The 22,682-nt window shown below is 73.0% G+C and carries 21 protein-coding genes; 9 read left to right on the top strand and 12 right to left on the bottom strand.

All coding sequences use genetic code 11. The features are described from left to right. Positions 1-10: 10 nt before the first annotated feature. Genes AB0B66_RS24510 through AB0B66_RS24520 form a run of 3 tightly spaced genes read right to left on the bottom strand, consistent with a single transcriptional unit; the run spans position 11 to position 4,034 of the window. Complete coding sequence (locus tag AB0B66_RS24510) at positions 11-958, bottom strand: hypothetical protein (protein ID WP_360534170.1); 948 nt, start codon at positions 956-958, stop codon at positions 11-13. Next, positions 955-1,611 (bottom strand): hypothetical protein, encoded by a 657-nt coding sequence (locus AB0B66_RS24515; protein WP_360534172.1) that lies wholly within the window; start codon positions 1,609-1,611, stop codon positions 955-957. The genes AB0B66_RS24510 and AB0B66_RS24515 overlap by 4 nt, the downstream gene beginning before the upstream one ends. Continuing rightward, entirely contained in the window at positions 1,608-4,034 is a 2,427-nt protein-coding gene (locus AB0B66_RS24520; RefSeq protein WP_360534174.1) for a hypothetical protein, read from the bottom strand. The genes AB0B66_RS24515 and AB0B66_RS24520 overlap by 4 nt, the downstream gene beginning before the upstream one ends. Positions 4,035-4,362: 328 nt before the next feature. On the opposite strand from AB0B66_RS24520, the gene AB0B66_RS24525 reads away from it, so the two are divergent. The 4 genes from AB0B66_RS24525 (at position 4,363) to AB0B66_RS24540 (ending at position 6,416) form a co-directional block, all read left to right on the top strand. Next, positions 4,363-4,884 (top strand): hypothetical protein, encoded by a 522-nt coding sequence (locus tag AB0B66_RS24525; RefSeq protein WP_360534176.1) that lies wholly within the window; start codon positions 4,363-4,365, stop codon positions 4,882-4,884. Between the two features lie 100 nt (positions 4,885-4,984). Continuing rightward, entirely contained in the window at positions 4,985-5,386 is a 402-nt protein-coding gene (locus AB0B66_RS24530) for a GntR family transcriptional regulator (protein WP_360534178.1), read from the top strand. A gap of 145 nt (positions 5,387-5,531) precedes the next feature. After that, positions 5,532-6,137 carry a hypothetical protein gene (locus AB0B66_RS24535; RefSeq protein ID WP_360534180.1) on the top strand — a complete coding sequence of 202 codons (606 nt, stop codon included), beginning with the start codon at positions 5,532-5,534 and terminating at the stop codon, positions 6,135-6,137. A gap of 75 nt (positions 6,138-6,212) precedes the next feature. Then, a complete protein-coding gene (locus tag AB0B66_RS24540) occupies positions 6,213-6,416 on the top strand; it encodes a hypothetical protein (protein ID WP_360534182.1) in 204 nt (67 codons plus the stop codon). Between the two features lie 33 nt (positions 6,417-6,449). Here the strand turns inward: AB0B66_RS24540 and AB0B66_RS24545 are convergent, their stop codons facing one another. After that, entirely contained in the window at positions 6,450-8,411 is a 1,962-nt protein-coding gene (locus AB0B66_RS24545; protein ID WP_360534184.1) for a PASTA domain-containing protein, read from the bottom strand. A 238-nt stretch (positions 8,412-8,649) separates the two neighbouring features. On the opposite strand from AB0B66_RS24545, the gene AB0B66_RS24550 reads away from it, so the two are divergent. Further along, the gene (locus tag AB0B66_RS24550; protein WP_360534186.1) at positions 8,650-10,257 is read left to right on the top strand and encodes an ABC-F family ATP-binding cassette domain-containing protein; all 1,608 of its coding nucleotides are present in this window, start codon (positions 8,650-8,652) and stop codon (positions 10,255-10,257) included. A gap of 112 nt (positions 10,258-10,369) precedes the next feature. Beyond that, the gene (locus AB0B66_RS24555; protein ID WP_360534188.1) at positions 10,370-10,867 is read left to right on the top strand and encodes a hypothetical protein; all 498 of its coding nucleotides are present in this window, start codon (positions 10,370-10,372) and stop codon (positions 10,865-10,867) included. Between the two features lie 4 nt (positions 10,868-10,871). Here AB0B66_RS24555 and AB0B66_RS24560 read toward each other — a convergent pair whose 3' ends face one another. Beyond that, complete coding sequence (locus tag AB0B66_RS24560) at positions 10,872-11,540, bottom strand: response regulator transcription factor (protein WP_360534190.1); 669 nt, start codon at positions 11,538-11,540, stop codon at positions 10,872-10,874. Then, a complete protein-coding gene (locus tag AB0B66_RS24565; RefSeq protein WP_360534192.1) occupies positions 11,537-12,697 on the bottom strand; it encodes a HAMP domain-containing sensor histidine kinase in 1,161 nt (386 codons plus the stop codon). The genes AB0B66_RS24560 and AB0B66_RS24565 overlap by 4 nt, the downstream gene beginning before the upstream one ends. Before the next feature lie 109 nt (positions 12,698-12,806). Here AB0B66_RS24565 and AB0B66_RS24570 point away from each other — a divergent pair, with 109 nt between their 5' ends. Continuing rightward, positions 12,807-14,357, top strand: a complete 1,551-nt coding sequence (locus AB0B66_RS24570) for a hypothetical protein (RefSeq protein ID WP_360534194.1) — start codon at positions 12,807-12,809, stop codon at positions 14,355-14,357. A gap of 79 nt (positions 14,358-14,436) precedes the next feature. Here the strand turns inward: AB0B66_RS24570 and AB0B66_RS24575 are convergent, their stop codons facing one another. After that, a complete protein-coding gene (locus AB0B66_RS24575) occupies positions 14,437-15,699 on the bottom strand; it encodes an erythromycin esterase family protein (RefSeq protein ID WP_360534196.1) in 1,263 nt (420 codons plus the stop codon). Between the two features lie 123 nt (positions 15,700-15,822). Here AB0B66_RS24575 and AB0B66_RS24580 point away from each other — a divergent pair, with 123 nt between their 5' ends. After that, entirely contained in the window at positions 15,823-16,596 is a 774-nt protein-coding gene (locus AB0B66_RS24580; RefSeq protein ID WP_360534198.1) for a TioE family transcriptional regulator, read from the top strand. Here the strand turns inward: AB0B66_RS24580 and AB0B66_RS24585 are convergent. The 4 genes from AB0B66_RS24585 to AB0B66_RS24600 form a co-directional block, all read right to left on the bottom strand. After that, entirely contained in the window at positions 16,548-17,249 is a 702-nt protein-coding gene (locus AB0B66_RS24585; protein WP_360534200.1) for a class I SAM-dependent methyltransferase, read from the bottom strand. The genes AB0B66_RS24580 and AB0B66_RS24585 overlap by 49 nt on opposite strands. 425 nt (positions 17,250-17,674) lie before the next feature. Beyond that, entirely contained in the window at positions 17,675-18,400 is a 726-nt protein-coding gene (locus AB0B66_RS24590) for a M23 family metallopeptidase (protein WP_360534202.1), read from the bottom strand. Positions 18,401-18,443: 43 nt separating this feature from the next. After that, the gene (locus AB0B66_RS24595) at positions 18,444-19,901 is read right to left on the bottom strand and encodes a nitrilase-related carbon-nitrogen hydrolase (protein WP_360534204.1); all 1,458 of its coding nucleotides are present in this window, start codon (positions 19,899-19,901) and stop codon (positions 18,444-18,446) included. Beyond that, the gene (locus tag AB0B66_RS24600; RefSeq protein ID WP_360534206.1) at positions 19,885-20,460 is read right to left on the bottom strand and encodes a TetR/AcrR family transcriptional regulator; all 576 of its coding nucleotides are present in this window, start codon (positions 20,458-20,460) and stop codon (positions 19,885-19,887) included. The genes AB0B66_RS24595 and AB0B66_RS24600 overlap by 17 nt, the downstream gene beginning before the upstream one ends. A gap of 90 nt (positions 20,461-20,550) precedes the next feature. Between AB0B66_RS24600 and AB0B66_RS24605 the strand changes: the two genes are divergently transcribed. Further along, positions 20,551-21,726, top strand: a complete 1,176-nt coding sequence (locus AB0B66_RS24605) for a hypothetical protein (protein WP_360534208.1) — start codon at positions 20,551-20,553, stop codon at positions 21,724-21,726. A gap of 150 nt (positions 21,727-21,876) precedes the next feature. Here the strand turns inward: AB0B66_RS24605 and AB0B66_RS24610 are convergent, their stop codons facing one another. Further along, the gene (locus tag AB0B66_RS24610; protein ID WP_360534210.1) at positions 21,877-22,638 is read right to left on the bottom strand and encodes a hypothetical protein; all 762 of its coding nucleotides are present in this window, start codon (positions 22,636-22,638) and stop codon (positions 21,877-21,879) included. Between the last annotated feature and the right edge of the window lie 44 nt (positions 22,639-22,682).

Here is a 22,682-nt window from a genome sequence, read left to right on the forward strand (position 1 = left end):
CTGCCAGGGGTTATTTGAGGCGGGCGTCGAGGGCGTCGATGAGGGCCTGCTGGAATTTGCCGTACTCGGTCAGGTCGAACGGCCAGCGCCACAGTTCGAGCTGGATGCCCTGGGCGGAGATGCGCAGCGCCTGGTTGTTCGACATCTCCTTGGGCGCGAATCCGATGAACTGGGTGTAGTAGCCGTCCATCTCGGCCAGCCGCTGGGCCGCGTCCTTCGGCCCGACCACCGCCGCGCCGCCGGTGCGGGCCCCGACCGGGACGGGTTCCAGCACCACCTTCTCCGGCTTGAAGTGCCGGCCGTCGATCATCAACCCGTGCCCCTTGGCCCGTACGTAGTCCCACAGGTGCTGGCCCACCGGCAGTTCCTTCAGCCGGGTCAGGTCGTCCAGGTTGGAGATCGACTTGGACTCGAACACGGCCAGCACCCAGACCCGGCCGTCCGGATGCACCGAGATCGCCAGCAGGTCGCCGAGCTGCTTGCCCTGGCCGTCGGTCACCCCGCCGACCAGCTGCACCTTGCCCCACTTCTTCGACAGCTTCGCCGAGGCCCGCACCCGTACCTTGTCCAGGGCGGACATCATGTCCTCCAGCTCGGGCAGCGAGCGGGCCAGCCGTTCCACGATCAGGCCGCGCAGCGACTGCGGGCTCATCTCGCCGCGGCCCATCGCCTGGGCGACGATGTCGGCGAAGGTGGCCCGCTCCACCCCGGTGAGGATGGTCGGGAAGCGGGACAGGAAGCGGTCGTAGAGCTTGAGCGCCTCGGCCACCACGGCTCCGGTGATCAGTTTGACCAAACGCTCCAGGTCGCGCATGCTCGCGGCGGCGAGCGCCTTCGGCGCGGCCCGGATCTCGTACCGCACCACCTCCTTGCCGAAGATCTGCAGGCTGAGCCGCTTGACGCCGCGGGCGAACTTGGTGCCGTGCCCGAGCCGGATCAGTGCCACCACCTTGCTCACGGCGCGGCCTCCTCGTAGGACACCTCGAGGGCCTCGCCGATGGCGAAGCTGTCCGGTTCGCAGAACGCCCGGATCAGTTCGAGCGCGATCCGGCCGACCAGGCGGCCCAGGTGCCGACCGGACGCTGCGGCGTCGGGGGCGGTGCGCACCTGCTCGGACCACCACTCCAGGCCGGCCCGGCCGATCATGGTGGCGATGTCCTCGGCGTCGGGGATGATGTCGCGCAGCGCTTTCGCCGCCTCGACCGGCCCCACCTGGTCGAGCCAGCGGAACACCGCGCCCATGCGCTGCATCGCCCGCAGCGTCTCCAGCTCCGCCTTGACCTGCGGGGACAGCCCTTGCGGCACCTCCTCGACGATCGGACGGACGAAGAACTCGGCCAGGCTCACCGTGACCCCGACCCCGACCAGCTTGAACATCGCCTGCAGGTCCTGCTTCCAGGCGGCGGCGCCCTCCAGGAAGCCGTCGGCGAAGCCGTCCACGAAGCCGGCCGTGGCCGGCAGCGGATACGTCGGGGCGCTGACCATCCGCAGGTACGCCGCGACGTCGGCGACGCCCGCCGACCGGGGCGCCTGCGCGGTCACCGCCTGGATCAGGCCCGTGCCCAGCGCCGCCTGGTCGGCGGCGCTGAGCTGTCCGGACAGGCCGGTCACGGCCGCGGCTCGGTCAGGTGCACCGCCACTTCTGCCGCCGTCAGATTGCCGGCCGCCACCGCCTCGCTCACCTTGCCCTGGGCCAGCAGCGCGGCCGACACCGCCGCGGTGCGGCCCGCCTCGCCCTGGGCCACGCTCTCGGTGAACGGGTCGGCCGCGGTGGTGCCGGCCAGCGTCACCTCGGTGTGCACCCCGTCGGTCGGCAGGTCCTCCGACCAGGTGCCCAGGCACACGTGCTTCTGCACCACCTCCGGGCACGGGTTGCCCGGGACCAGCTCGACCTCCGACGGGCCGCCCAGGTGGGTCACCCGCCAGTCGGCCAGCTCCTTGAGCACCTTGCGGACCAGGTCCTCGATGCCCGCCGGGCCGGTGCCCTGCTGCGAGCGCAGGAAGATCCAGCGCAGCGCGATCTCCTCGTATCCGGTGCGCACCGGCAGGAACAGCCGCGCCCAGGAGGCGTTGACGAAGTCGCCGGCCGGGCGGACCGGGTCGCGCAGGCTGCCGTCGCCGCTCCAGGTGCCGGAGTAGGTCCGCGCCGCGGCCAGTTCCCAGTCGAAGACCTGCTCCCAGACGTCCAGCTCGGCGATCTCGTCGCGGGCGTCGGCCGGGAACATGGCGTTGATGAACCGGCGCATCAGCTCCTGCGCCGGGTTCAGGCTCGCCCGGTGCGCGATCCGCCACGCCTCGAACTCGGCCAGCGCGACCGCCTCGGCGGCGGCCACCTTCGCCGCCCGCTGGGCGATCAGGACCGCGCACTGCGCCTCCCACGCCGCGGCCGCCTCGGCCTGCGCCTGGCTGAGCGACGTGGCGTCCGGAATGACCCGGGCCGACAGCGACACCCAGATCTGCGACGAGCCGGTCAGCCGCCAGCCCGCGCCGCAGTGGACGATCTGGAAGACGGTACGGTCCCCCGCCGAGTTCATGACCTCCCAGGGGTCGCCGACGGTGTACACGCCGTACCCGCGCGACGCGCCGGTCATCGTCGAACGCAGGCTGCCCTGCAGGCTCGCGATGTCGCCGTCCCACTTCATCCCGCGGGGCACGTTGATCGGCAGGGTGTAGTCGGCGCTCATGTCGCTGCCCGGCCAGCCGCCCCACTGCGTCAGCTCGGTCAGCGGCGGGTCGAGCCCGACCAGCCGCGCGCCGGGCACCTCGGCGATGTTCGGCTGCGGGGGCAGCACCGCCGCCGGGACCGAGTCCCGGGCCGCCTTGAGCAGCTGCTCGCGCATCGCGCTCTCGGCGGCGTAGAAGTCGCCGGCGGGGTCCCGGACGAACGGCGTCCAGCACAACCGCACCCCGAACCGCTCGTGGGAGAACCGCATCCGCTGGAGCACCTTGTAGAAGTGCAGGTCGATCGGGGTGAACTGGTTGGGATTGCGGATCGTGCGGCGGGCCGCCCGCTCGAAGCGGTCCGACTCCGACACCCGGAACACGGTCTTGTGCACGTCGCGCATCTTGGCCACGTTCTTCGAGGTCCGGGCGGCGACCTCCTTGACCGAGTCGGTGCGGGTGTCATTGTCGGCCTGCGTCGTGGTGTCCGACACCCCGCCGTTGACCTGGGCCTTGATGCCGTACTCGAAGCCGACCGTGCCGCCGGCCGTGAAGCCGTCGGTGCGGGTCGTGGTCAGCGAACCGGCGATCACCTCGGCGTGGTCGATGGTCGTCGACGACGACTGCTCGCTCTCGGTGTTGCCCTCGGTCTCCGAGCTGGACTCGGACAGGACGTCGCGCTGCACGAACGAGCGCTGCTCCAGCACCACCTCCTCGGCCGGGGCCAGGCCCATGGTGTGCAGGTGCTCGCCGACCACGAAACCGGCCGGGCGCAGCCGGGTGCGGTCCAGGAACAGCAGGCCGATCTCCGACCGGGCCAGGTCGAGCAGTACCTGCTCGGGGGTGCGGTCCAGCACCGTGCCGGTGCGGGTCCCGTCGCCCTTCGGCGGCATGTGGGTGCTAGGGCCGCCGGTGCCCGTGCCGGTGCCGCCCGTGCCGGTGCCGCCCGTGCCACCGGCGCCCCCGCCCGGACCGACGATGATCGGCTCGTTGCCCTTGCGCAGCAGGTTGGCCAGCTTCATCAGAGGTAGCGGCACGGCGGCCTCCGCCGGGTCGACACCCGGCACGCCGTGGGTCAGGCGCATCCGCATGGTCGCCTCGCCCTCCGGCCCGTCCGCCCGGGTGACCGGGGCGGAGGCGGCGACGGTCTTGCCCGAGCCGCCGTGCCACTCGGCCCACTCGGCGGTGGCCTCGCCGGTGAGGCCGGCCGCCTTGGCCAGGTACACCCACTGCGCGCGGGTGAGGACGGGACGGCCGTTGCTGCCGGTGTTGCTCAGGGCCGCGTACCGGTAGGAGTACACGAAACGGTCGCCGGAGCCGGGTGCCCCTTGCAGGGCTTCCACCGGCACCGTGAATGTCACACGCTGTGTCATGGCAGGAGTCTGAATGCGGCGGTGCCACCTATCCGTTGACGGTCGTCATTCCGACGATCCCGGTCGACGCACCCGCACACGACATCATCGCTGTTCACGGGCTCGCGATGGCCCGCCGGGCAGTCCAGTGTGACCGGTTGGCCCGCACACGGAGACCACTTCTCCATCCATCGGCGCGGATCTGCTGAGACCGGGCCGGCGCTGATGATCCACCGACCGGGGGGTGGTCGTACCGGTCCGGAGGATGGTTGATCATCGGCCGGCGGCCCCAGGGTCCGCCACTGTGTTCATATCTCGCCTGGTAGGCCGCACTTTCGGACTCGCTGTGATGCTCTTGGGCCTTGGCATCGGCTTCTTCGGCGTGCAGTCACTCGCCACCGCGGTAGGCCTGGCCGGCACGCCGGGCACGCTGACCGTCGCCGACTGCCGGGTCGACGTCTACTACGTCGACGGCGACCACGAGCCCGAGGACCGACGAGAGACGCGACGATGCCGGGGCCGGTTCGCGGCCGCCGACGGCTCGACCGCCGACCCCGGTCACGAGCTGGCCAGCGACACGGCTCAGCGGGGCGACCGCATCGCGGTCCGCGACGATGGCACCCGCTACCTACAGGTGGGTGCGGCCTCGATCGCCATGACCGCTGCGATCGTGCTGACGAGCGTTTCCATGCTGCTGATGGGTACATTGTTCCTGGCCACCGGCCACCAGCCGTTCGCTCGACTTGTGCGCCACGTGCAGTTCTGGGAGGCGATCCGCAAGCTGCGGTACGGCCCCGCCGTCCTCTGGACCGCCATCGGCGCGATGCTGCTGGGCGTGCTCGGGTTCGTGCTCGCCGACCAGCTCCCCTAGGCCGCGCCCATCCGGCGTTGCTTCCCACGGCTTGCCTGTCATGATCTCCTTTGTGCCATTGCACTAGTACACTAGTAGAAGCGTCGTGCGAGGTGGTGCTGTGTTCGCCTTCCGTCTTGACTCCCGGTCGGGGGTGCCGACCTACCTGCAGCTCGTCGAGCAGGTGCGGCGCGGGCTCCTGCTCGGCTACCTGGTCGACGGCGAGCAGCTGCCGACCGTACGCGAGGTCGCCGCCGCGCTGGTCGTCAACCCGAACACGGTCGCCAAGGCGTACCGCGAACTCGAACGCGCCGGGCTCGCCGCGCCCCGGGCCGGGCAGGGCACCTTCGTCATCGGCAACGACGACCAGGTGCCGCACGCCGTGCACCTCAAACTGGCGGCCCGGCTGCGCGCCTGGGTCCGCTCCGCCCACGAGGCCGGTCTGGCGCCCGAGCAGGTGCGCGCCCTGGTCACCACGGTGCTGGACGACGAGAACACCGCGCAGCGGGCGGAGGCGGCATGACCGGCGATTCCGCGCTGCGCTTGGCCGGACTGGGCAAACGCTAAGGCCGGCGCACCTGGGCACTGCGCGACTGCACCCTCGACCTGCCGTCGCCGCGCTGCTGCTGGCCGGCGTCGCCATCCCGCTGCTGGTCACCGGCGCGGCGATGCACGCCGAGTACACCGCCGACGGCGTCGCGGCCTGTGTCGCCGCCCCCGACGGCAGCGGCTGCGGGCGGCTCGTCGCCGCGTTCCTCGACCGGCACAGCGAGTGGGGCAACCGGTTCATCTGGGCAACGCTGCTGCCCGCGCTCGTGGGCGTCTTCGTGGGCCCGCCGCTGCTGGCCCGGGAGTTCGAGCAGGGCACGTGGCGGTTGGCGTTCACGCAGAGCGTCACCCGCACCCGCTGGCTGGCGAACCGGCTCGCCCTGGTCGGCGCGGGCGTCGCCGCACTGGCGCTGGTCCTTTCCGCACTGTTCACCTGGTGGCGCGGGCCGCTCGACGCGATCGACGGGCACCGGCTGCGTACCACCTCGTTCGTGGTCGCCGCCCCGAGCCTGGTCGGGGCGACCATGTTCGCCTTCGCGGTCGGGGTGCTGGCCGGGGCGCTGCTGCGACGCACCATCGCGGCCATGGGCGCGACGCTGGCCTGCTACCTGGCGGTCCGGCTGCCCATGGAGGAGGCGGTGCGGCCGTACCTGCTCAGCCCGCTGGTCCGGGTCACCGAGCCCGGCGTCGCCGCCGGCACCGGCTGGCGGCCGGACACCGAGTAGGTCGTCGCCGACGGCTGGATCGACGCCACCGGCCACCGGCTCACCGAACGGGAGGAGGTCGCGATCACCCGCGAGGTGTACGGCGGCAGCGACGCCGTCTACGGCGCGGGCACCCCGATCGAGCGCTACCTGGCCGACCACGGGCTGCGCCACTACACCGAGTACCACCCGGCGGGCAGCTTCCTGTCGATGCAGCTGGTCGAGGCGGCGGCGTTCCTCGGCCTGGCGGCCGTCCTGCCGGCCGCCGCGGTCTGGATCGTGCGCCGCCGCACGGCCTGACCCCGCCCGGCCGCCCCCGCGGCCGGGCGAGCCTCAGCGCTCGCACCTGATCACGACCCGCTGACCCGGCTGGAGCGGGCTGCCCGGACCCGGGAGCTGCCGGTCCACCCGGTACTGGCGCTTGTCCCCGCGGACCCCGCGCACATCGACGCGCAGGCCCATCGCCGTGAGGTGGTTCTCCGCGTCCTGGCAGTTCCAGTTGTTCAGGTCCGGCATGGCGCCGCCCTGCGGGTTGTTGCTCACCTGCAGCTTGACCACGGTGTTGCGCTCGACCCCGGTGCCCAGCGCCGGGGTCTGCTTGACCACGGTCTCGAAGGGCTTGTCCGAGTCGACCTGCTCGACCTCGACCCGCAGGCCCAGGTTCTCCAGGATCGACCTGGCCTCGGCCAGCGGCTTGCCCTCGACCGACGGCACGGTCACCGGGGCGCGGCCCTTGCTGAGCGTCACCTTGATCTCGGCCCCGACCTCGACCTCCTCGCCGGCCTTGGGCACGGTCTCCAGGACCGAACCCTTCGGGACGAGGTCGCTGTACTTCTCGCCGGCCTTCACCGGCTTGAGCTTCAGCGGTTCGGCCTGCAGATCGACCAGCGCCTGGTCCCACGGCACGCCGGACACGTCGGGCACCACGTAACGCTCGGGACCGGCCGACAGGGTAAGGGTCACCGTGCCGCCGCTCACCACGTCCTCGCCTGCCGGCGGGTCCTGCACCAGCACGACGTCCTTGGGCACGTCCTCGCGGTACAGCGGCTTGGCGTAGGCGACCTCCAGGCCCAAGCCCCGCAGCGCGGACTCGGCCTGCTCCCTGGTCAGGTTCGTCACCTGCGGCACCGTGTCGTAGCGGCCGAAGGCCAGGTAGTAGCCGCCGGTCAGCACCAGCAGGCCCAGCACCACCGCGCCGGCCATCAGCGCCATGCGCCCGCGCGGATCGCCCATCAGCCGCGTGTAGTGCTGCTTGGCCTGCTCCACCAGGCCCGCGACCGAGGGGGCCGACGCCGTCATGGTGCGCGTACGCGGCTCGGCGGGCTCCTCGTGCAGCCGGGCCCAGGACGGGCGGTCGGCGGGCCGCACCTGGTCGACCATCATCGTCTCCTGCGCCACCTGGCGCATCCGCGTGGTCGCGTCGGCCAGACCGTGGCGGGCCGACTGCACCGCGGACAGCATCGCGCCCGCGTCCATGAACCGCGCGCCCGGCGCGCGGCGGGTGGCGGAGGCGACGAGGTCGTCCAGCACCGGCGGCAGCCCGCCCACGAGCTGCGACGGCGGCGGCACGTCGCGCTCGACGTGTTGCCAGGCCACCTCGACGGGCCGCTCGCCCTGGTACGGCACCCGGCCGGTGAGCAGCTCGAACAGCAGGATCCCGGCGCCGTAGACGTCGCCGCGCGGGTCGACGTGGCCGTCGGCCACGAACTCCGGCGCGACGTACGCGGCGCTGATCGACGGCTCCGCCCCGCCGGCCTCGACGGCGTCGGCGAGCCCGAGGTCGGTCACCTTGACCACGGCGTCGCTCAGGTCGTGGCCGCCGCCGGGGGCCTCGGCCAGCATGATGTTCTCCGGCTTGACCGCGCGGTGCACCAGGTTGGTGCGGTGCGCCGCGGCCAGCGCCGCCAGGACCTGCTCGGTCACCGCGAGCGCCTCGGCCGAGGTGAGCCGGCGGCGCTCGTCGAGGATGTCGCGCAGCGTGCGCCCGCGGACGAACTCCGTGACCAGGTACGGCACACCGCCGTGCAGGCCCTGGCCGTAGAACGCGACCACGTTCGGGTGGGTCAGCCGGGCCAGCCCCGTCGCCTCCTCGGCGAACCGGTCCGCGTGGAAGGCCGCGGCCTGGCCCCGGCGCGGCTGCGGCGGGTGGATCATCTTGAGCGCGACGGTACGGCCGAGGCGCTCGTCCACCGCCGCGTACACCGTCGTCATGCCACCGCGCGCCACGCTTCCGCGGATGCGGAAGCGCCCGTCGACGAGCGAGCCCAGGAGGGGATCGGCGAGCTGAGCGTCCATGGCAGCGCAGTCTAGGGCAGTCGCGGACGATATGGCTCGCCCGCTGCCGGGACCGCACGCGACCTGCGACAGCTCCGGAACCCCCCGGTCGTCCAGCGGCCGCGCGCCCGATATCGGTTTGCCGATCATCGGCGGCCGACGTATGGTCGACGGCGATGTGAGCCACTGACACCTTCCCGCGCCCGCGACCGAGGCACTGCCCGGCGGGCGGAAGAGTCGATCTTGTCGGTGGTGTTCCATGTCCTATTCCGCCCTGCTTGCCCAAGACCTCGTCCGTACCCTCGGCACGCGCCGGGTGCTCGACGGCGTCAGTCTCACCGCGTCCCCCGGTCACCGGATCGGACTGATCGGTGAGAACGGCGTCGGCAAGTCCACCCTGCTGCGGCTGCTCGCCGGGACCGACGAGCCCGACTCCGGCACCGTCACCCGACCGGACGACCTCGGCTTCCTGCACCAGGAGATGCCGTTCGACGCCGCGGCGACCGTCGCCGACGTGATCGACGACGCCCTGCGCGAGGCCCGGGAGGACCTCGCCGAACTCGACCGGCTCACCGCCGAGCTGGCCGAGGTCGCACCCGACTCCGACGGCTATCCCGCCCTGCTCGCCGCGTACGGCGAGCGGCTGGACCGGGCCCAGGAGCACGAGGCCTGGGACGCCGACCGGCGCGCGGAGATCGTCCTGGCCGGGCTCGGCCTGGGCGGCATCCCGCACGAGCGTTCACTCGGCTCGCTGTCCGGCGGGCAGCGCGGGCGGCTCGCGCTGGCCGCCCTGCTGGCCCGGCGGCCGTCGGCGCTGCTGCTCGACGAGCCGACCAACCACCTCGACGACGCCGCGGCGGCGTTCCTGGAGGAGCAGCTGCGCGGGCTGCCCGGGGTGGTCGTGGTCGCCAGCCACGACCGGGCGTTCCTCGACGCCGTGTGCACCGACCTGATCGACCTCGACCCCGCGGTCGACGGCCCGACCCGCTACGGCGGCGGCTACACCGCGTACCAGGCCGAGAAGCAGGCCGAGCGGGCCCGCTGGCAGCGCCGCTTCGAGCAGGAGCAGGAGGAGCTCGACGACCTGCGCCAGGCCGTGTCGGTCACCGCGCACCAGGTCGCGCCCGGCCGGGCCAAGCGCGACAGCGAGAAGATGGGCTACGGCCACACCACCGGCCGGGTGCAGAACCAGATCTCGCGCCGGGTCCGCAACGCCTCCCGCCGCCTCGACGAGCTGGAACGCGAGCAGGTGCGCCGCCCGCCGGAGCCGCTGCGTTTCCGGGCGACCCGGCTCGCGGGCACGTCGGCCGACGGCACCCTGCTGTCGCTGCGCGACGTACGCGTGCCGGGCCGGCTCGCCCTGGACCGGCTCGACCTGTCGTCCACGGACCGGCTGCTGGTCACCGGAGCCAACGGCGCGGGCAAGTCGACGCTGCTCGCGGTGCTGGCCGGGCGGCTGGACGCCGCGGGCGAGGTGCACCGGCGGCGCGGGCTGACCGTGGGGCTGCTCACCCAGGACAGCGTGTTCGCACGGCCCGACCGCACCGCGCGGGAGACCTACGAGCTGACGCTGGGCACCGCCCGCGCCGAGGCCGTGCCGCTGGGCGAGCTCGGCCTGCTCGCCCCGCGCGACCAGGGCACCCGGGTCGGGGACCTCTCGGTCGGCCAGCGTCGGCGGCTCGCCCTCGCGCTGCTGGTGGCGAACCCGCCGGAGCTGCTGCTGCTCGACGAGCCGACCAACCACCTGTCGCCGCGCCTGGCCGACGAGCTGGAGCAGGCGCTGGGCACCGGACCGGGCGCGATCGTGGTCGCCAGCCACGACCGCTGGCTGCGCTCCCGCTGGCCCGGCCGCGAGCTGCGGCTGTGACGGGTGCGACCAGGTGCCCCCACGACCTTGCGACGCTGACCTAGCCTGCTCCGCACGGGGCAGGCAAGGTCAGGCGTCCCGGCTCGCGACGGGTGACGGGGACGGGAACGCGATGGCCAAGACCGAGGGAGATCTGCTCAAACCGCGCTGGATCGTGGCGTGGTGGCTGGTCCTGCTCGCCGGTTCGGTGTTGGCCGCGATGACGGCGATGACGAAGTTCGGCGATCTGGACAAGCAGCACCGGCTACGGGCGGGCGGAACCGAGGTCATCGCCACCGTCACCGACCACAAAGACGGCAGCGGCCGGTTGGCGGAGCAGATCCGGGTCGCCTACCAGGCCCAGGGGCACTCGTACCAGCAATGGATCAAGGGTGACGCGCGGGTCGGCGAGAACATGTGGCTGTGGCTCGACCCGGCCGACCCGGCCGAGTTCGTCGCGCTCAACGGCAGCACCGACGACTCCCTCGCCTTCTTCAACACCTGGATGGGCATGCCGGGAGGGCTCGGGTTCGCCGCGATCGCCGCCCTCAGTCTGGTGCGCCACCGGCGTGCGTCGCAGGCGGCGCGAACGGCGGCCGAGCGCGGAAAGCGCCGCAAGCGCCGGCAGTGACCGGCTAGGCCGAGGGATCGGCGATGCGGTAGCCGACACCGGGTGTGGTCATGACGACCTGCGGGCTGCCCAGTTTGCGGCGCAGCCGGCCGACGGTGACGGTGACCGTGTTGGTGAACGGGTCGGCGTGCTCGTCCCAGACCCGTTCGAGCAGGTCTTCCGTGCTCAGGAACGCCGGGCTCGCCGACAGCAGGGCCTCCAGCACGGCGAACTCCTTCACCGACAGGTCGAGCGGCCGGCCGTCGCGGGTGGCGGTGCGGCGTACCGGGTCGAGTTCGACACCGGCGGCGCGCAGTGTCCGGGCCCGTGCCGTGGGGCGCCTGCGGGCCAGCGCGCGTACTCGCAGCACCAGCTCCGGGAAGTGGAACGGCTTGCCCAGGTAGTCGTCCGCGCCCAGGGTGAGTCCGCTGACCCGGTCACCGGGCGCGACGGCCGCGGTCAGCATCAGCACCATGGGCCGCTCATCCCGCTCGGTGACCATCTGGCAGAGCGTGTCGCCGTGGATGCCGGGTAGATCACGATCGAGGACCACCACGTCGTACGCGTTGACGTCCAGTTTCGCCGCGGCGGCCAGGCCGTCGTGCGCCAGGTCCACGGCCATGCCCTGATCCCGTAGGCCTTCGGCCACCACCTCGGCGAGCGCCCGTGCGTCCTCGACCACGAGCACCCTCATGCCGCGACCTCTTGCCGCGTGCGGGGCAGCGTCACGGTGGCGCGCAGTCCGCCGGCCGGGCGTGCCCGCAGCTCCAGCCGGCCGCCGTGTGCTTGGGCGACGGCCGCGACGATCGACAGGCCGAGGCCGGAGCCGTCGTCGGAGCCGACGCGGTCCGCGCCGAGGCGCTGGAACGGCGAGGCGAGCCGGTCGACCTGCGACTGTTCCAGCACCGGTCCGCCGGACTCCACGACCAGGGCGACCGTGCCGTCGGTGGCGGTGACCGCGACCCGCAGCCAGCCGCCGTCCACGTTGTGCAGCACCGCGTTGTCGACGAGGTTCTGTGTCAAACGGGCCAGCAGCGTGGCATTGCCCTCGGTCCAGGCGCGCGGCGTGACGTCGGCGGTGTCGGCGGTCAGGCCCGCGGCCCGGATGTCGGCGGCGCGGGCGGCCAGCGCCGCGACGGCCAGGTCACCGAGCGCCACCGGGGCCTGGTCGCCGAGCGCGCCGTGCTGCGCGCGGGCCAGCACGAGCAAGCCGTCGAGCAGCCGGTCCACCCGGTCGAGTTCGGTGCGTACGCGCCCGGCGAGCGCGGCGGTCTGCACGGGCAGCGGCCCCGGCTTGGCCTCGGCGACGTCCAGCGCGGCGCGCATGGTGGCCAGCGGGGTGCGCAGCTCGTGCGAGGCGTTCGCGACGTAGCGGCGCTGCGCGGCGAACGACGCCTCCAGCCTGGCCAGCAGCCCGTCGATGGTGTCGGCGAGGTCTTTGACCTCGTCCTCGGGCCCGGCCACGGCTAGCCGCTCGTGCAGGTTCTCGGCGGAGATCCGGCGGGTCGCCGCGGTGACCGTGCGCAGCGGGCGTAGCACCCGGCCCGAGATCAGCCTGCCCAGCAGGAGTGACACCAGACCCATCACCACCAGCGCGATCAGCGAGCCGACCAGCAGCCGCCGGGACTGCAGCGCCTCGGCCTCCGCCAGCCGGGCCTGCAGGTCATGGATCTGCTGCCGAGCCGCGGCGAGGTCGGGCTGGTTCTGCGGGAGCTGCCCGGGGGCGATCTGGGTGCTCTTGCCGGCGGCCAGCAGGTTGGTGAGCAGCAGCAGCCCGAACCCGGACGCCAGGAACACCGACGCGTAGAGCAGCGTGAACCGCCACCCCACCGTCCTGCCCGGCCATCTCATAAGCGCCTCCCGCCGTCGTGCCGGTGACCAGCATGCCCCGGCCGGCCTAACGGCGGCATGACAGCGTCGCTTCGGCCCGTGTTACCGCGCGCTCCGTAGAACATCGGCCATGAGTACCCCCGACGAAAGCACCACTCCCAGCCTGGCGGCGCTGGTCCAGGCCGAATGGTCCGCGTTCCGGTCCCGCGGCCGGATGGCCGCCCTGCTCGTGGCGGCGCTGGCCGTCATCGCCCTGGCCGTGCTGCCCGCGATCGGCAGCCACGGCTCGTGCAGCCAAGGCCCGGTCGAGGTGCCCTGCCCGACCGACCCGCTGACTCCCGACGGCCGGCCCGTATCCGACCTGTTCTTCTTCGCGCACCGGCCGCTGACCGGCGACGGCAGCCTCACGGTGCGGCTGACCTCGCTGACCGGAACCATCACCTATCCCCCGCCGGACCACGACGAGATCGTCGCCGGGGTGGTGCCGTGGGCGAAGACCGGGATCATCATCAAGGACGGCCTCGGGCAGGGCTCCTCCTACGCCGCGCTGATGATGACCGGCTCGCACGGCGTACGGATGCAGCACGACTACACCCACGACACGGCCGGCCGGCCCGGCGGGGTGTCCCCGCAGTCGCCGCGCTGGCTGCGGCTGACCCGCACGGGCGACACGATCACCGGCGAGGAGTCGGCCGACGGTGTCTCGTGGACACCGGTCGGCACCGCCCGGCTCGCGGGGCTGCCCGCCACCGTCCGGATCGGCCTGTTCGCCACCTCGCCGGGCGACCTGACCCTCGCGCCGGTCGGCCTCGGCGGCAGCGTCGGCCAGGTGCGGTTCACCCAGGCCGTCGGCTCGTTCGACAGCGTCACCACGACCGGCGGGGTGGCGGCCGGTCCGTGGAGCGCCGACACCGTCGGCGAACTCGGCCACACCGACTGGGAGAAGTTCCACCGCGCGCCCGGCCTGATCTCCGACGGCGGCACGCTCACCGTGACCGGGTCCGGCGACATCGGCCCGGTCGGCACCGAGGGCGGCCGTACGCCCAAGGACACCCTCGTCGGCCTGTTCGTCGCGGTGCTCGTCCTGATCGTGACCGCGGCCCGGTACGCCGTGGCCGGTGGCTCCACCGGGGCCGCGCCCGGCGGGCGGCGGCTCGCGGCCGGGGCGCTGGTGCTCGGCGGGGCCGTGTTCGCGAGCGGGCTCGCCGCCGTGGCGGTGGCCGTGCCGCTCGGCACGAAGCTGCTGCGCGACGGCGGCCTCACGGTCGTGTCGGCCGGGCCGCTGACCGAACTGCGCGTCATCGTCGGGACCGCGGTGCTGCTCGCGCTCGTCGCGGTGCTCGCGCTGGCGCTCGGCGTGCTGCTGCGGCGGGCCTGGCTCGCGGTGACCGTGCTGCTGGCCGGGCTCGTGCTGCCGTACCTGCTGGTGGTCGTGCCGCTGCTGCCCGACGCCGTCGCGGACTGGCTGCTGCGGCTCACCCCGGCCGCCGGGTTCGCGGTGCTGCAGACACTGACGGCATACCCCCAGGTCACTATGCACTACGCGCCGCACGCCGGGTACTTCCCGCTGCCGTGGTGGGCCGGGCTCGCGGTGACGGGCGCGTTCGTTGCGCTCACGCTCGGCCTCGCACTGCGGCGAGCCCCGGAAAGGCCGGACGCGTCGCTGGTCGACTGGCGGTGACCCTGACCGCAGGATGGGAAGGGCACCTTCTACAACGTATGGCGATGTGAAGGTGCCCTTCCTTTCGACGGGCGGGGGGTCAGGGCTTGTGGGTGGGGACGTCGCGTAGGAACAGGATGCCGTCGCTGTCGGCGACGTGGGCCGGGTCGCGCGGGAAGTAGCCGTGGTCGTCGGTGTTGTCGGCACGCCGCACCGGTTCCGTTCCGGCAGCTCGCAGCGTCGCCGACAGGCGGCGGCCGTCGAGCAGGCAGCGGTCGTCCGGGAGTGCGGCCAGGACACCCTCCAGCGTGTCCGCCGCCGGTGCCCCCAGGCCGCGGTGCTGTATCGCGCCGACGGCCGTGGCCACGAAGGCGTAGCGGTCACCGAGTTCGGCGGCCGCGATCGCACCCGCGGTCCACCAGATCAGCGCCTGGTCGAGGTAGTCGGCTTGCCAGTGGCCCTCCTCGCGCTGCAGGTGCGCGTTGTGTGCGAACACCAGCGTCGGCCCCCGGTCGGCCTCCCGCGCCTCGATCGCGAGCAGGTTCTCGGCCATCATCGTGTCGCGCGTGATCATGAGCCGGGCGTACCGCGCCGGGGAGGGCGCGGCCATGACCGCGTGATACCGCAGCAGTCCCGCGGCCGCGCTTGCGTGCAGCCGCGCCCGCCACCGGTCCGCCTCCGGTGCGGCGGCGAGCAGCCGCGGCGCCTGCGCCGACAGCAGCGCCCGCAGGTCGTCGGCCAGCAGCCGGAGCCGCACCGCCTCCGGCGACGAGCCGACCGACCGCGACGGGTCCATCGCCGCCGCCTCGTCGGTCCACCGTCCGTCCGCACCGGCGAGCTCCTCGATCAGGGCGGCGTCGTCCGGGAGCTGCCCCGGGTCGCCCCAGGCCGCCAGGTGGTCGCGGACCTCGATGAGGGCCTGACGCGGGCTCGCGGCGTACATCATCTCGGTCGGGGCGTCGAAGCCGTAGAACCGCAGCCGGTCCGTTTCCGGGCGGCCCTGGTTGTACTCGCGCATCCAGGCGACCAGTTCCCGGTTGCCCGCGAACGCGCCCCAGCCGTGGCTGACGCCGCGGGCCATCACGTCGTCGAGCGAGCCGGGGCCGCCCGCGACGTACGCGTCCACGAGGAGCCCGCCCAGGCAGTCGCTCTCCAGCGCGACCGACCGGTAGCCCTCGTGCTCCACGAGGTGGCGCAGCAGCCGGTTGCGTACCCGCAGGAACAGGTCCTCGCCGTGCAGGGGTTCGCCGAGGCCGAGCAGCCGCGGCCGCCGCGGCAGCGTGTCGAGCAGCCGGGTCACGGCAGGCCCGGCGTCGTCGGTGAACGCCCAGCCGGCGTCGGACAGGGCGGAATGGACGGTCATCAGGTGTGATCCTCTCGCCGGTTCGTTCTACGCCTTCAACCGTATCGTTGAACCGACGGTGTAAACTTTCTCGCTGAACTGCACCTGTAAAGGCTTGAAACCCTCAAACGACGGGTCACCCTCATGAGCGAACCGCGCCTACGGCCCGTCGACCTCGCCCGGGGACAGGGCCTGTCCACCCAGGCGATCCGCAACTACGAGGAGGCGGGCATCCTCCCGCCCGCCGACCGCACCCCGTCCGGCTACCGCGTCTACACCGGACTGCACGTGCACGCGCTGCGCGCGTTCGCGGCCCTGGCCCCGGCACACGGCCACCAGACCGCGACGGCGATCATGCGGGCGGTCAACGAGGGCGCCGTCGAGGACGCGCTCGCCGTCATCGACGACAGCCACCTGCAGCTGCGCACGGACCGGCGCACCCTCACCGCCGTCGAGCAGGCCCTACGCGACCTGGCCGACGCCGAGCCCGCGGTGACCCGGTCTGCAGGCACGTTCGTCGGGCCGCTCGCCCGACAGCTCGGCGTCAAACCCGCCACGCTGCGCAAATGGGAACGCGCGGGGGTGGTCCGCCCGCCGCGCGACCCGGCGACCGGCTACCGCGTCTACACTCCGGCCGACGTACGCGACGCCCGGCTGGCGCACCAGCTCCGGCGCGGCGGCTACCTGCTCGAACACATCGCCACCCTGCTGGACCAGGTACGGGCGGCCGGCGGGGTCGAGCCATTGGAGGCGATGCTGGAGGACTGGCGCGACCGGCTCGCCTGGCGCGGCCGCGCGATGTTGTCCGGCGCCGCCGCATTGGACGCCTACCTGCAGGAACGCGCCGAGACCAGCCCGGCACCCGGACGTCAGGCCGGCATGAGGATCAGCCACGCGAAGCCGAGCACGCCGCGGTAGCCGCCGAGATACTCCTCGCGCCGCCGGTCGGCGAAGGCGCGCGCCTGCGGCGTGCCGACCCGCTCGATCCCGGCCCGCCAGTCGGACTCGAAGTCGTCCCACTCGGCGAGCGTCGACTCGGCGACGTGCAGCGGCCGGAATCCGGCGTCCACCGCCAGCCGGGCGAGCCCGGCCAGATCGGGCAGGTCACCGAACGCCTCGCGGACCTGGTCGGTGGGCGCGGTCCGGTAGAAGCCCTCGCCGAACAGCAGCCGCCCGTCGGCTGCGGTGAGCTTGTGCAGCGCGGCGAGCGCGGGGGCGGTCCCGTCCCAGATGTGGCTGCCGCCGACGTTGACGACGACGTCGGCGGGCCGCGTCCAGGTGGTCGCGTCAGCGGTGTGGAAGGTGACCTGGTCGAGGCCGGTGGTCGCCGCGCGGGCCCGTTCGGCGATCGCGGGGTCGTACTCCACCCCGTCGCCCGCGACGCCGTGCGCGCGGCACAGCCGGCGGAGCAGCTCGCCACTGCCGCAGCCCAGGTCCAGCACACGCCGGTCCGCATCCGGCGGGGCCAGCCGCCGGACGAGGTCCGCCACCCGCTCCTCGCTCAGCGGCGCGTTGTAGACGAGGTTGGCGGCGGCCGCGGCGAACAACGGCTTGAGATCCTGATCGGTCACGCGCCCACCGTAACGGCCCGTCACGGCGAGGCTGACACAGGTCAGCTTCCGTCGGCGTGCCACCCCTGACAGGAAGCCCATCAGCACATCGAGCATGTCGTGGTCTCGGTTCCCCAGGGTGCGCGGTCGGATCGCCGTAAGGAAGTCCACCGTTGACGGCGGATCGTCACAGGCGGTGTCCCGAAGGGCAGCGAGCCCACCCACGTGGGCAGCGGCGCGGACGGCGTGAACTGCTTCTACAGCGCGAGCGACATCAGCTGGCAGTGACGTGACGGCCGCTGCCGGGACATGTTGTCCCGGCAGCGGCCGTCACTACGGATCGACCGGGCCCCGACTCGCACAGTTGCGCGGCGACCAGGATGGACACGTCCAGTGTCAGCTGCCCGTCATCGCATCGATGGTATCGACCTGATGCCGCCGGCGCGTCAGCGATTCACGTCGGTGGCGGCCAGCGGTGCGACGATCGCGCCCTCGCCCGGCATCCCGGTCTGTCTGATCAGGAACTGCGTGGAGCCGCGGACCCGTTCGCGGAAGTGCCGGAAGGTCATCGGCACGCCACGGGCGACGGACAGGTCGGCGCTGTCCATGACCTGCAGGTGAACGTGCGGCTGGGTCGAGTTGCCGGAGTTGCCGCAGTCGGCGAGCTGCTGGCCCGCCGTCACCAAGGCGCCCGCGGCCACCCGCAGGGATCCCGCCCGCAGGTGCACCAGCGCCGCGAAGGCGCCGCTCTCGCGCAACTCGATGACCACGTGGTTGCCGGCGATCGCCGTCACCCCCTGCCGGAGCCGTCCCGCCTGGCCGAGCATGTACGGCACCAGGGCCAGTTGCGAACGCCGCCCGGCGTGGTCGGGTTCGCCGTCGTGCGCCGCCACGACGACACCGTCGGCGGGCGCCAGGATCGGGCGGCCGAAACCGAAGTAGCGGTCGGGCCGTTCGGTGGCGAGCACGGTGCGCCAGTCGCGGTGGCCCGCGCTGCGGCCGCGCTCGTCCACCCCGACGAAGTCGATCGCGTACCGCGAGCCCATCAGGTCGGTGCCGTGGCTGGGCACCCGGCGCGCCGGGCTGTTCCTGGCCAGCCACAGCTCGGTGAACGGCAGCGCGAGGACGACCTCCCGCCCCGACTGCCCTGATGAGGGCGCACCCGCAGCCACGTCCGCCAGCGTAGGCGCACCGTGCCAGTCTGGTCGGCAGCCGTCAGCGACGCACCCGGCGCGACCCGAGCACGCCGACGGCGGCGAGCAGCAGGCACAGCCATGCGAACCAGTCCCCGAACCGGGCATACGGCGTGGCGCCCGACCCGGCCCGCACCGTCACCGTGGTGGCGGTGACCGCCGTTCCGGTGACCGTGTCGGCGGCGAGGCGACCACGGGAGTCGGCGGCGACCAGGCGGCCGCGCCCGGCGGACCGGACGACGGTCATACCGTTCTCCACCCCGCGTGCCACCGCGATCCTGCTGTGCAGTCGGCCGTCCCGGTCGAAGTCGAGCGCGGGAACCAGCAGCACGGTCGTGTCCTGCCTGCTGTAACCCCGCGCCGGCTGCGGATGGTCGAGGTCCTTGCAGATCGCCAGACCCGTGCGCGAGCCGGGCAGCCAGACGAGCCGCTCCCCGGGCGTGATGTGGTTCTCCCATCCAGTGACCAGGTGCTGCTTGTCATACCGCACCGCGACCGTGCTGCCGTACGCCATCGCGATGTTGTGCACGCCGGCCGGGTCCCTGAGGGTGAGCCCGACGACGATCGTGATCCGGTAGGCCGCGGCCACGTCGCCGATCCTGCGACCGAGGTCGGCCAGCTCCGGTTCGGTCACCTTGAACACCTTCTCCGGCAGCACCAGCACGGTGGCGCCGGCGGCGCCGGCCTCGGCCGCCCGGTCCAGATAGTCCTTCAAGACCTGCTGGGCCTCGGCGGACGCGATCGGCAACGAGTCCTCGGACTGCCGCACGTCGGCGAGCGCGACCGTCGTGCTCGGACCGTCCGGCGCACCCGCCAGGCGCAGCACGCCGTATCCCGTGACGCCGACGATCAGGACGGCCGCCGTCGACAGCAGCCGGAGCCACGCCGTGCGTTCCGCCGCCACCGCGGCCGCGATCGCGGGCAGCGACATCAGCAGGAAGCCGACGCCCCAGATCCCGGTCACCGAAACCACCTGGATCACCGGCAGCACCTCGGCCTGGGTGTAGCCGATGGCGGAGAACGAGCCGCCGGGCGAGAACAGCGACATCAGGTACTCGGCACCGGCCCACGCGGCCGGTGTGGCGAGCGCGGCCGACACCGGACTGCCCCGGCGCAGCAGCAGGCGGTACAGGGCGACGGCTCCGGTGAAGGCAAGCGCCTGCAGCACCAGGAACCCGGCCACCACGACGACCGGAACCTCCAGGGTCACCGTGTAATAGGTCCACATGTTCAGGCTTCCGAGCGCCCAGGCCAGGAACGCGGCCGTGCACGCGGCCCGCCCGGACACCCGGCCCGCCACCGCGAACACCGGCAGCGGGGCCAGCCAGGTCAGCCACGGCACGGGTTCGAGTCCGGTGCCGAACCACACCAGTGCCGCCGAGACGGCGACGGCGAGCGTCACCAGCCCGCTTTCCCTGCCCCGGGCCGCCTGCTCCGGAGCCTGCGTGCACTCGGGCGCGATCTCAAGCTCGGTTGCCATCCAGCACCTTCCCGACGAGTTGGTGTACCAGTGCGCGGAAGTCCGGCTCCGGCAGGTCGATCCGGCCGCCGCGGAACAGCTGGACCAGGCCGTGGATGAGCGCGGCGACGGTCAGGGCCAGCGGCCACACGTCCTGGTCGCGCAGTGCGCCCTGGCGGATGCCGCCGGTCAGCGCGTCGGCGACGAGGTTCATCGAGGGCGAGCCGCCCGCGCGGAAGTCGTCGGGCCAGCGCCGGGCGCCCTCGCGCGGGTCGGTGAACACGAAGTCGTACAGGTGCGGCTGGCCGAGCGCGAAGTCGAGGTGGTCGTCCAGCAGCTCGGTCACGCGCTTGTCGAAGTCGGCCGCCGCGGGCCGGGCGGCCCAGCGTTCGGCGATCTCGGCGAAGCTGGCGTCGGCGATGGTCGCCAGCAGCGCCTCGCGGTTGGCGAAGTGCCGGTAGATGGTCATCGGGGTGACGCCGGCCGCCGTCGCCACCCGCCGCATGCTCACCGCCGCAGCGCCTTCCGCGAGCAGGATCTCGCGTGCGATCTCCACCAGCCGTGCCGCCGTCGCGCTCATGTCTACACCGTAGACTTAGGTCTCCGGTGTAGACAAGACCTTCCCGCAGGGGATGTCCGCGGCCGAGGGCGCGCTGCTACGGTGCCGTCCGTGCAGAACGAAGAACTGACGCGGACCGCTGCCGACCACGCGCGCAGGGCGGTGGCCCGGGGCAGTTTCCCGTGTGCGGCGATCGTCGACGACATCGTGGAGTGCCTCGACGGCGAGGCCGAACCCGACGATCTGCGGACGCTGGCCTGGCGGCTCGTCGGGCCGGCGTTCGCCGCGCACCTCGACGCGCAGCGGAACTGGCCCGCGCGCACCGACAGCGACCGGCTCACCGACGCGTTCCGGGCGCTCGACGCGGCCGGGATCGTGGCCCGTGAGGACTTCACCTGCTGCCAGAACTGCGGCGCGACCGAGATCGGCGACCAGGTGCACGACACCATGCCGGCCCGCGGTTACGTCTTCTACCACCAGCAGGATGCCGAGCGCTGCGCCGAGGGCGGCGGGCTGTACCTGGCTTACGGGCCGATCGGGCAGCCCGCCACCGCGGAGATCGGCGAGGAGATCGTCGCCGCGCTGCGCGCCGAAGGCCTGCGGGTCGACTGGAGCGGGTCACCCGGCCAGCGCATCCACGTACGCGTGGACTGGGCGCGCCGCCGTCATGGCCGGATGGCCGCGTACGCCCCGTACGACCCGGCCGAACCGGAACTCGGGGTGCATGCCGCCAAGGGCCGACGGCTCGCGCCGCGGATGACCGCCACCGCGCTGGCCATGCTGGAACTGCCCTGGCTGCCCAAGGGCGTGGCGGTGCGGGTCGAGGGCGGCGGCGCCCCCGTCGAACTGCGCCGCGAGGGCTCCCGCCTGTTCAGCGACGACGGCCGCAGCGTGGGCCGCTTCGACGGGCTGCGGCTGCTGACCGGCGACGACGACCCGCAGGCGCCGGACGAGCCAGGACTGCTCGAGGTGACGTACGAGAGCCAACCGGACGGCGGGAGCGCGTTCCCCAGCGTGCCCATGATGCTGCCCGAGGTGCTGGACGTGCTGCGCCGCCTGCCGACGCGGACGAACTCCTGGCTGTGCGCGGTGAGCGCCTCGGACGCCGTGGTCCAGATGCGCTGGGAGCAGGACGGCCTGTGGCTGGAGACCCCGCACCCGGAGGACGCCACGTCGACCGGCAAGTACGCGACCCTCGACGAGGCGGTGCGGATGCTGACCGTCCTGGCCGCCGAGGACCGGTCCGCGATGCCCGAACTCGAAGGCGCGGCCCGGCGGCCCTGGTGATGCCATGACGACGCGCCCGCCCACCCCCGTGGCGGGCGGACACGTCGTCGCGACGGGCTCGGCGTGTTGGGAAGGGCACCTTCCACAACGCATAGCGATGTGCCGAGCTGCTGCTCGTCTCGCTGACGCGAGCCGACGATGCCCTTCGTTTCAGGCGGTGGCGGGGATCGTCCAGCCGTCGGCGAAGGTCGTGCCGGTGACCGGCCGGGCGGAGATGACGCAACGCTGTTCGTCGGGCCAGAACCAGCCGGCCGAGCGGGCGAGCGTTTGCCAGCCGTCGAGTTCGGCGTCCAGCGCGGTGCCGTAGACGGCCAGGCCGAGCCGTCGCCACACCTCGTAGTAGGCGATCCAGTGCGCCTCCTGCTGGCCGTACCAGCAGACGGGGCTCGGGCCGCCCAGCAGTCGCTTGCCGGGCAGGTAGATGCCGTGGGCGAGTGAGGTGTAGAGGGCTTCGCGCACGTGGCGGCGCACGATGTCGACGAACGGGACGCCGTACGCCAGAGCCGCTTCCGCCGTCTGGTTCGGCCACGGTTGACCCTTGTCCCGCTTGGGTGGTTTGGGGTCGAACAGTGGCGGGGCGATCCGGTCGTCCATGGCCCCGCGCAGCCTGGACAGGGAGGCGGCCAGGTCACTGGCCAGCGGGGCACGTCGGCCCGGCGGCGGATCGGTGGCCCACAGGTAGAGGTCCTGCAGCGTCGGCAGGTGCCGGACCAGCGGCTGAGCCTCGTGGGGAGAGCGGACCCAGACGAACTCGGGTCGGGGGCGGCCGACTCGGCGATACAGCTCGGTGAGGGCCTGTTCGGCGAGGGCCTGTTCGGTCGGTCCGACGGCCGTGCCGTGGCCGTGCCATTCGTCGCGGACGGCGGCTGCCTGCTGCCAGGAGGCGGCACGTTCGTGCCGCGGGGCGGTCATACCGCGAGGGCGCGCACGCCCTTTCGTACACAGGAGATCATGGC

The organism is Catellatospora sp. NPDC049111, assembly GCF_040648615.1.
Taxonomy (GTDB): Bacteria; Actinomycetota; Actinomycetes; order Mycobacteriales; family Micromonosporaceae; genus Catellatospora; species Catellatospora aurea.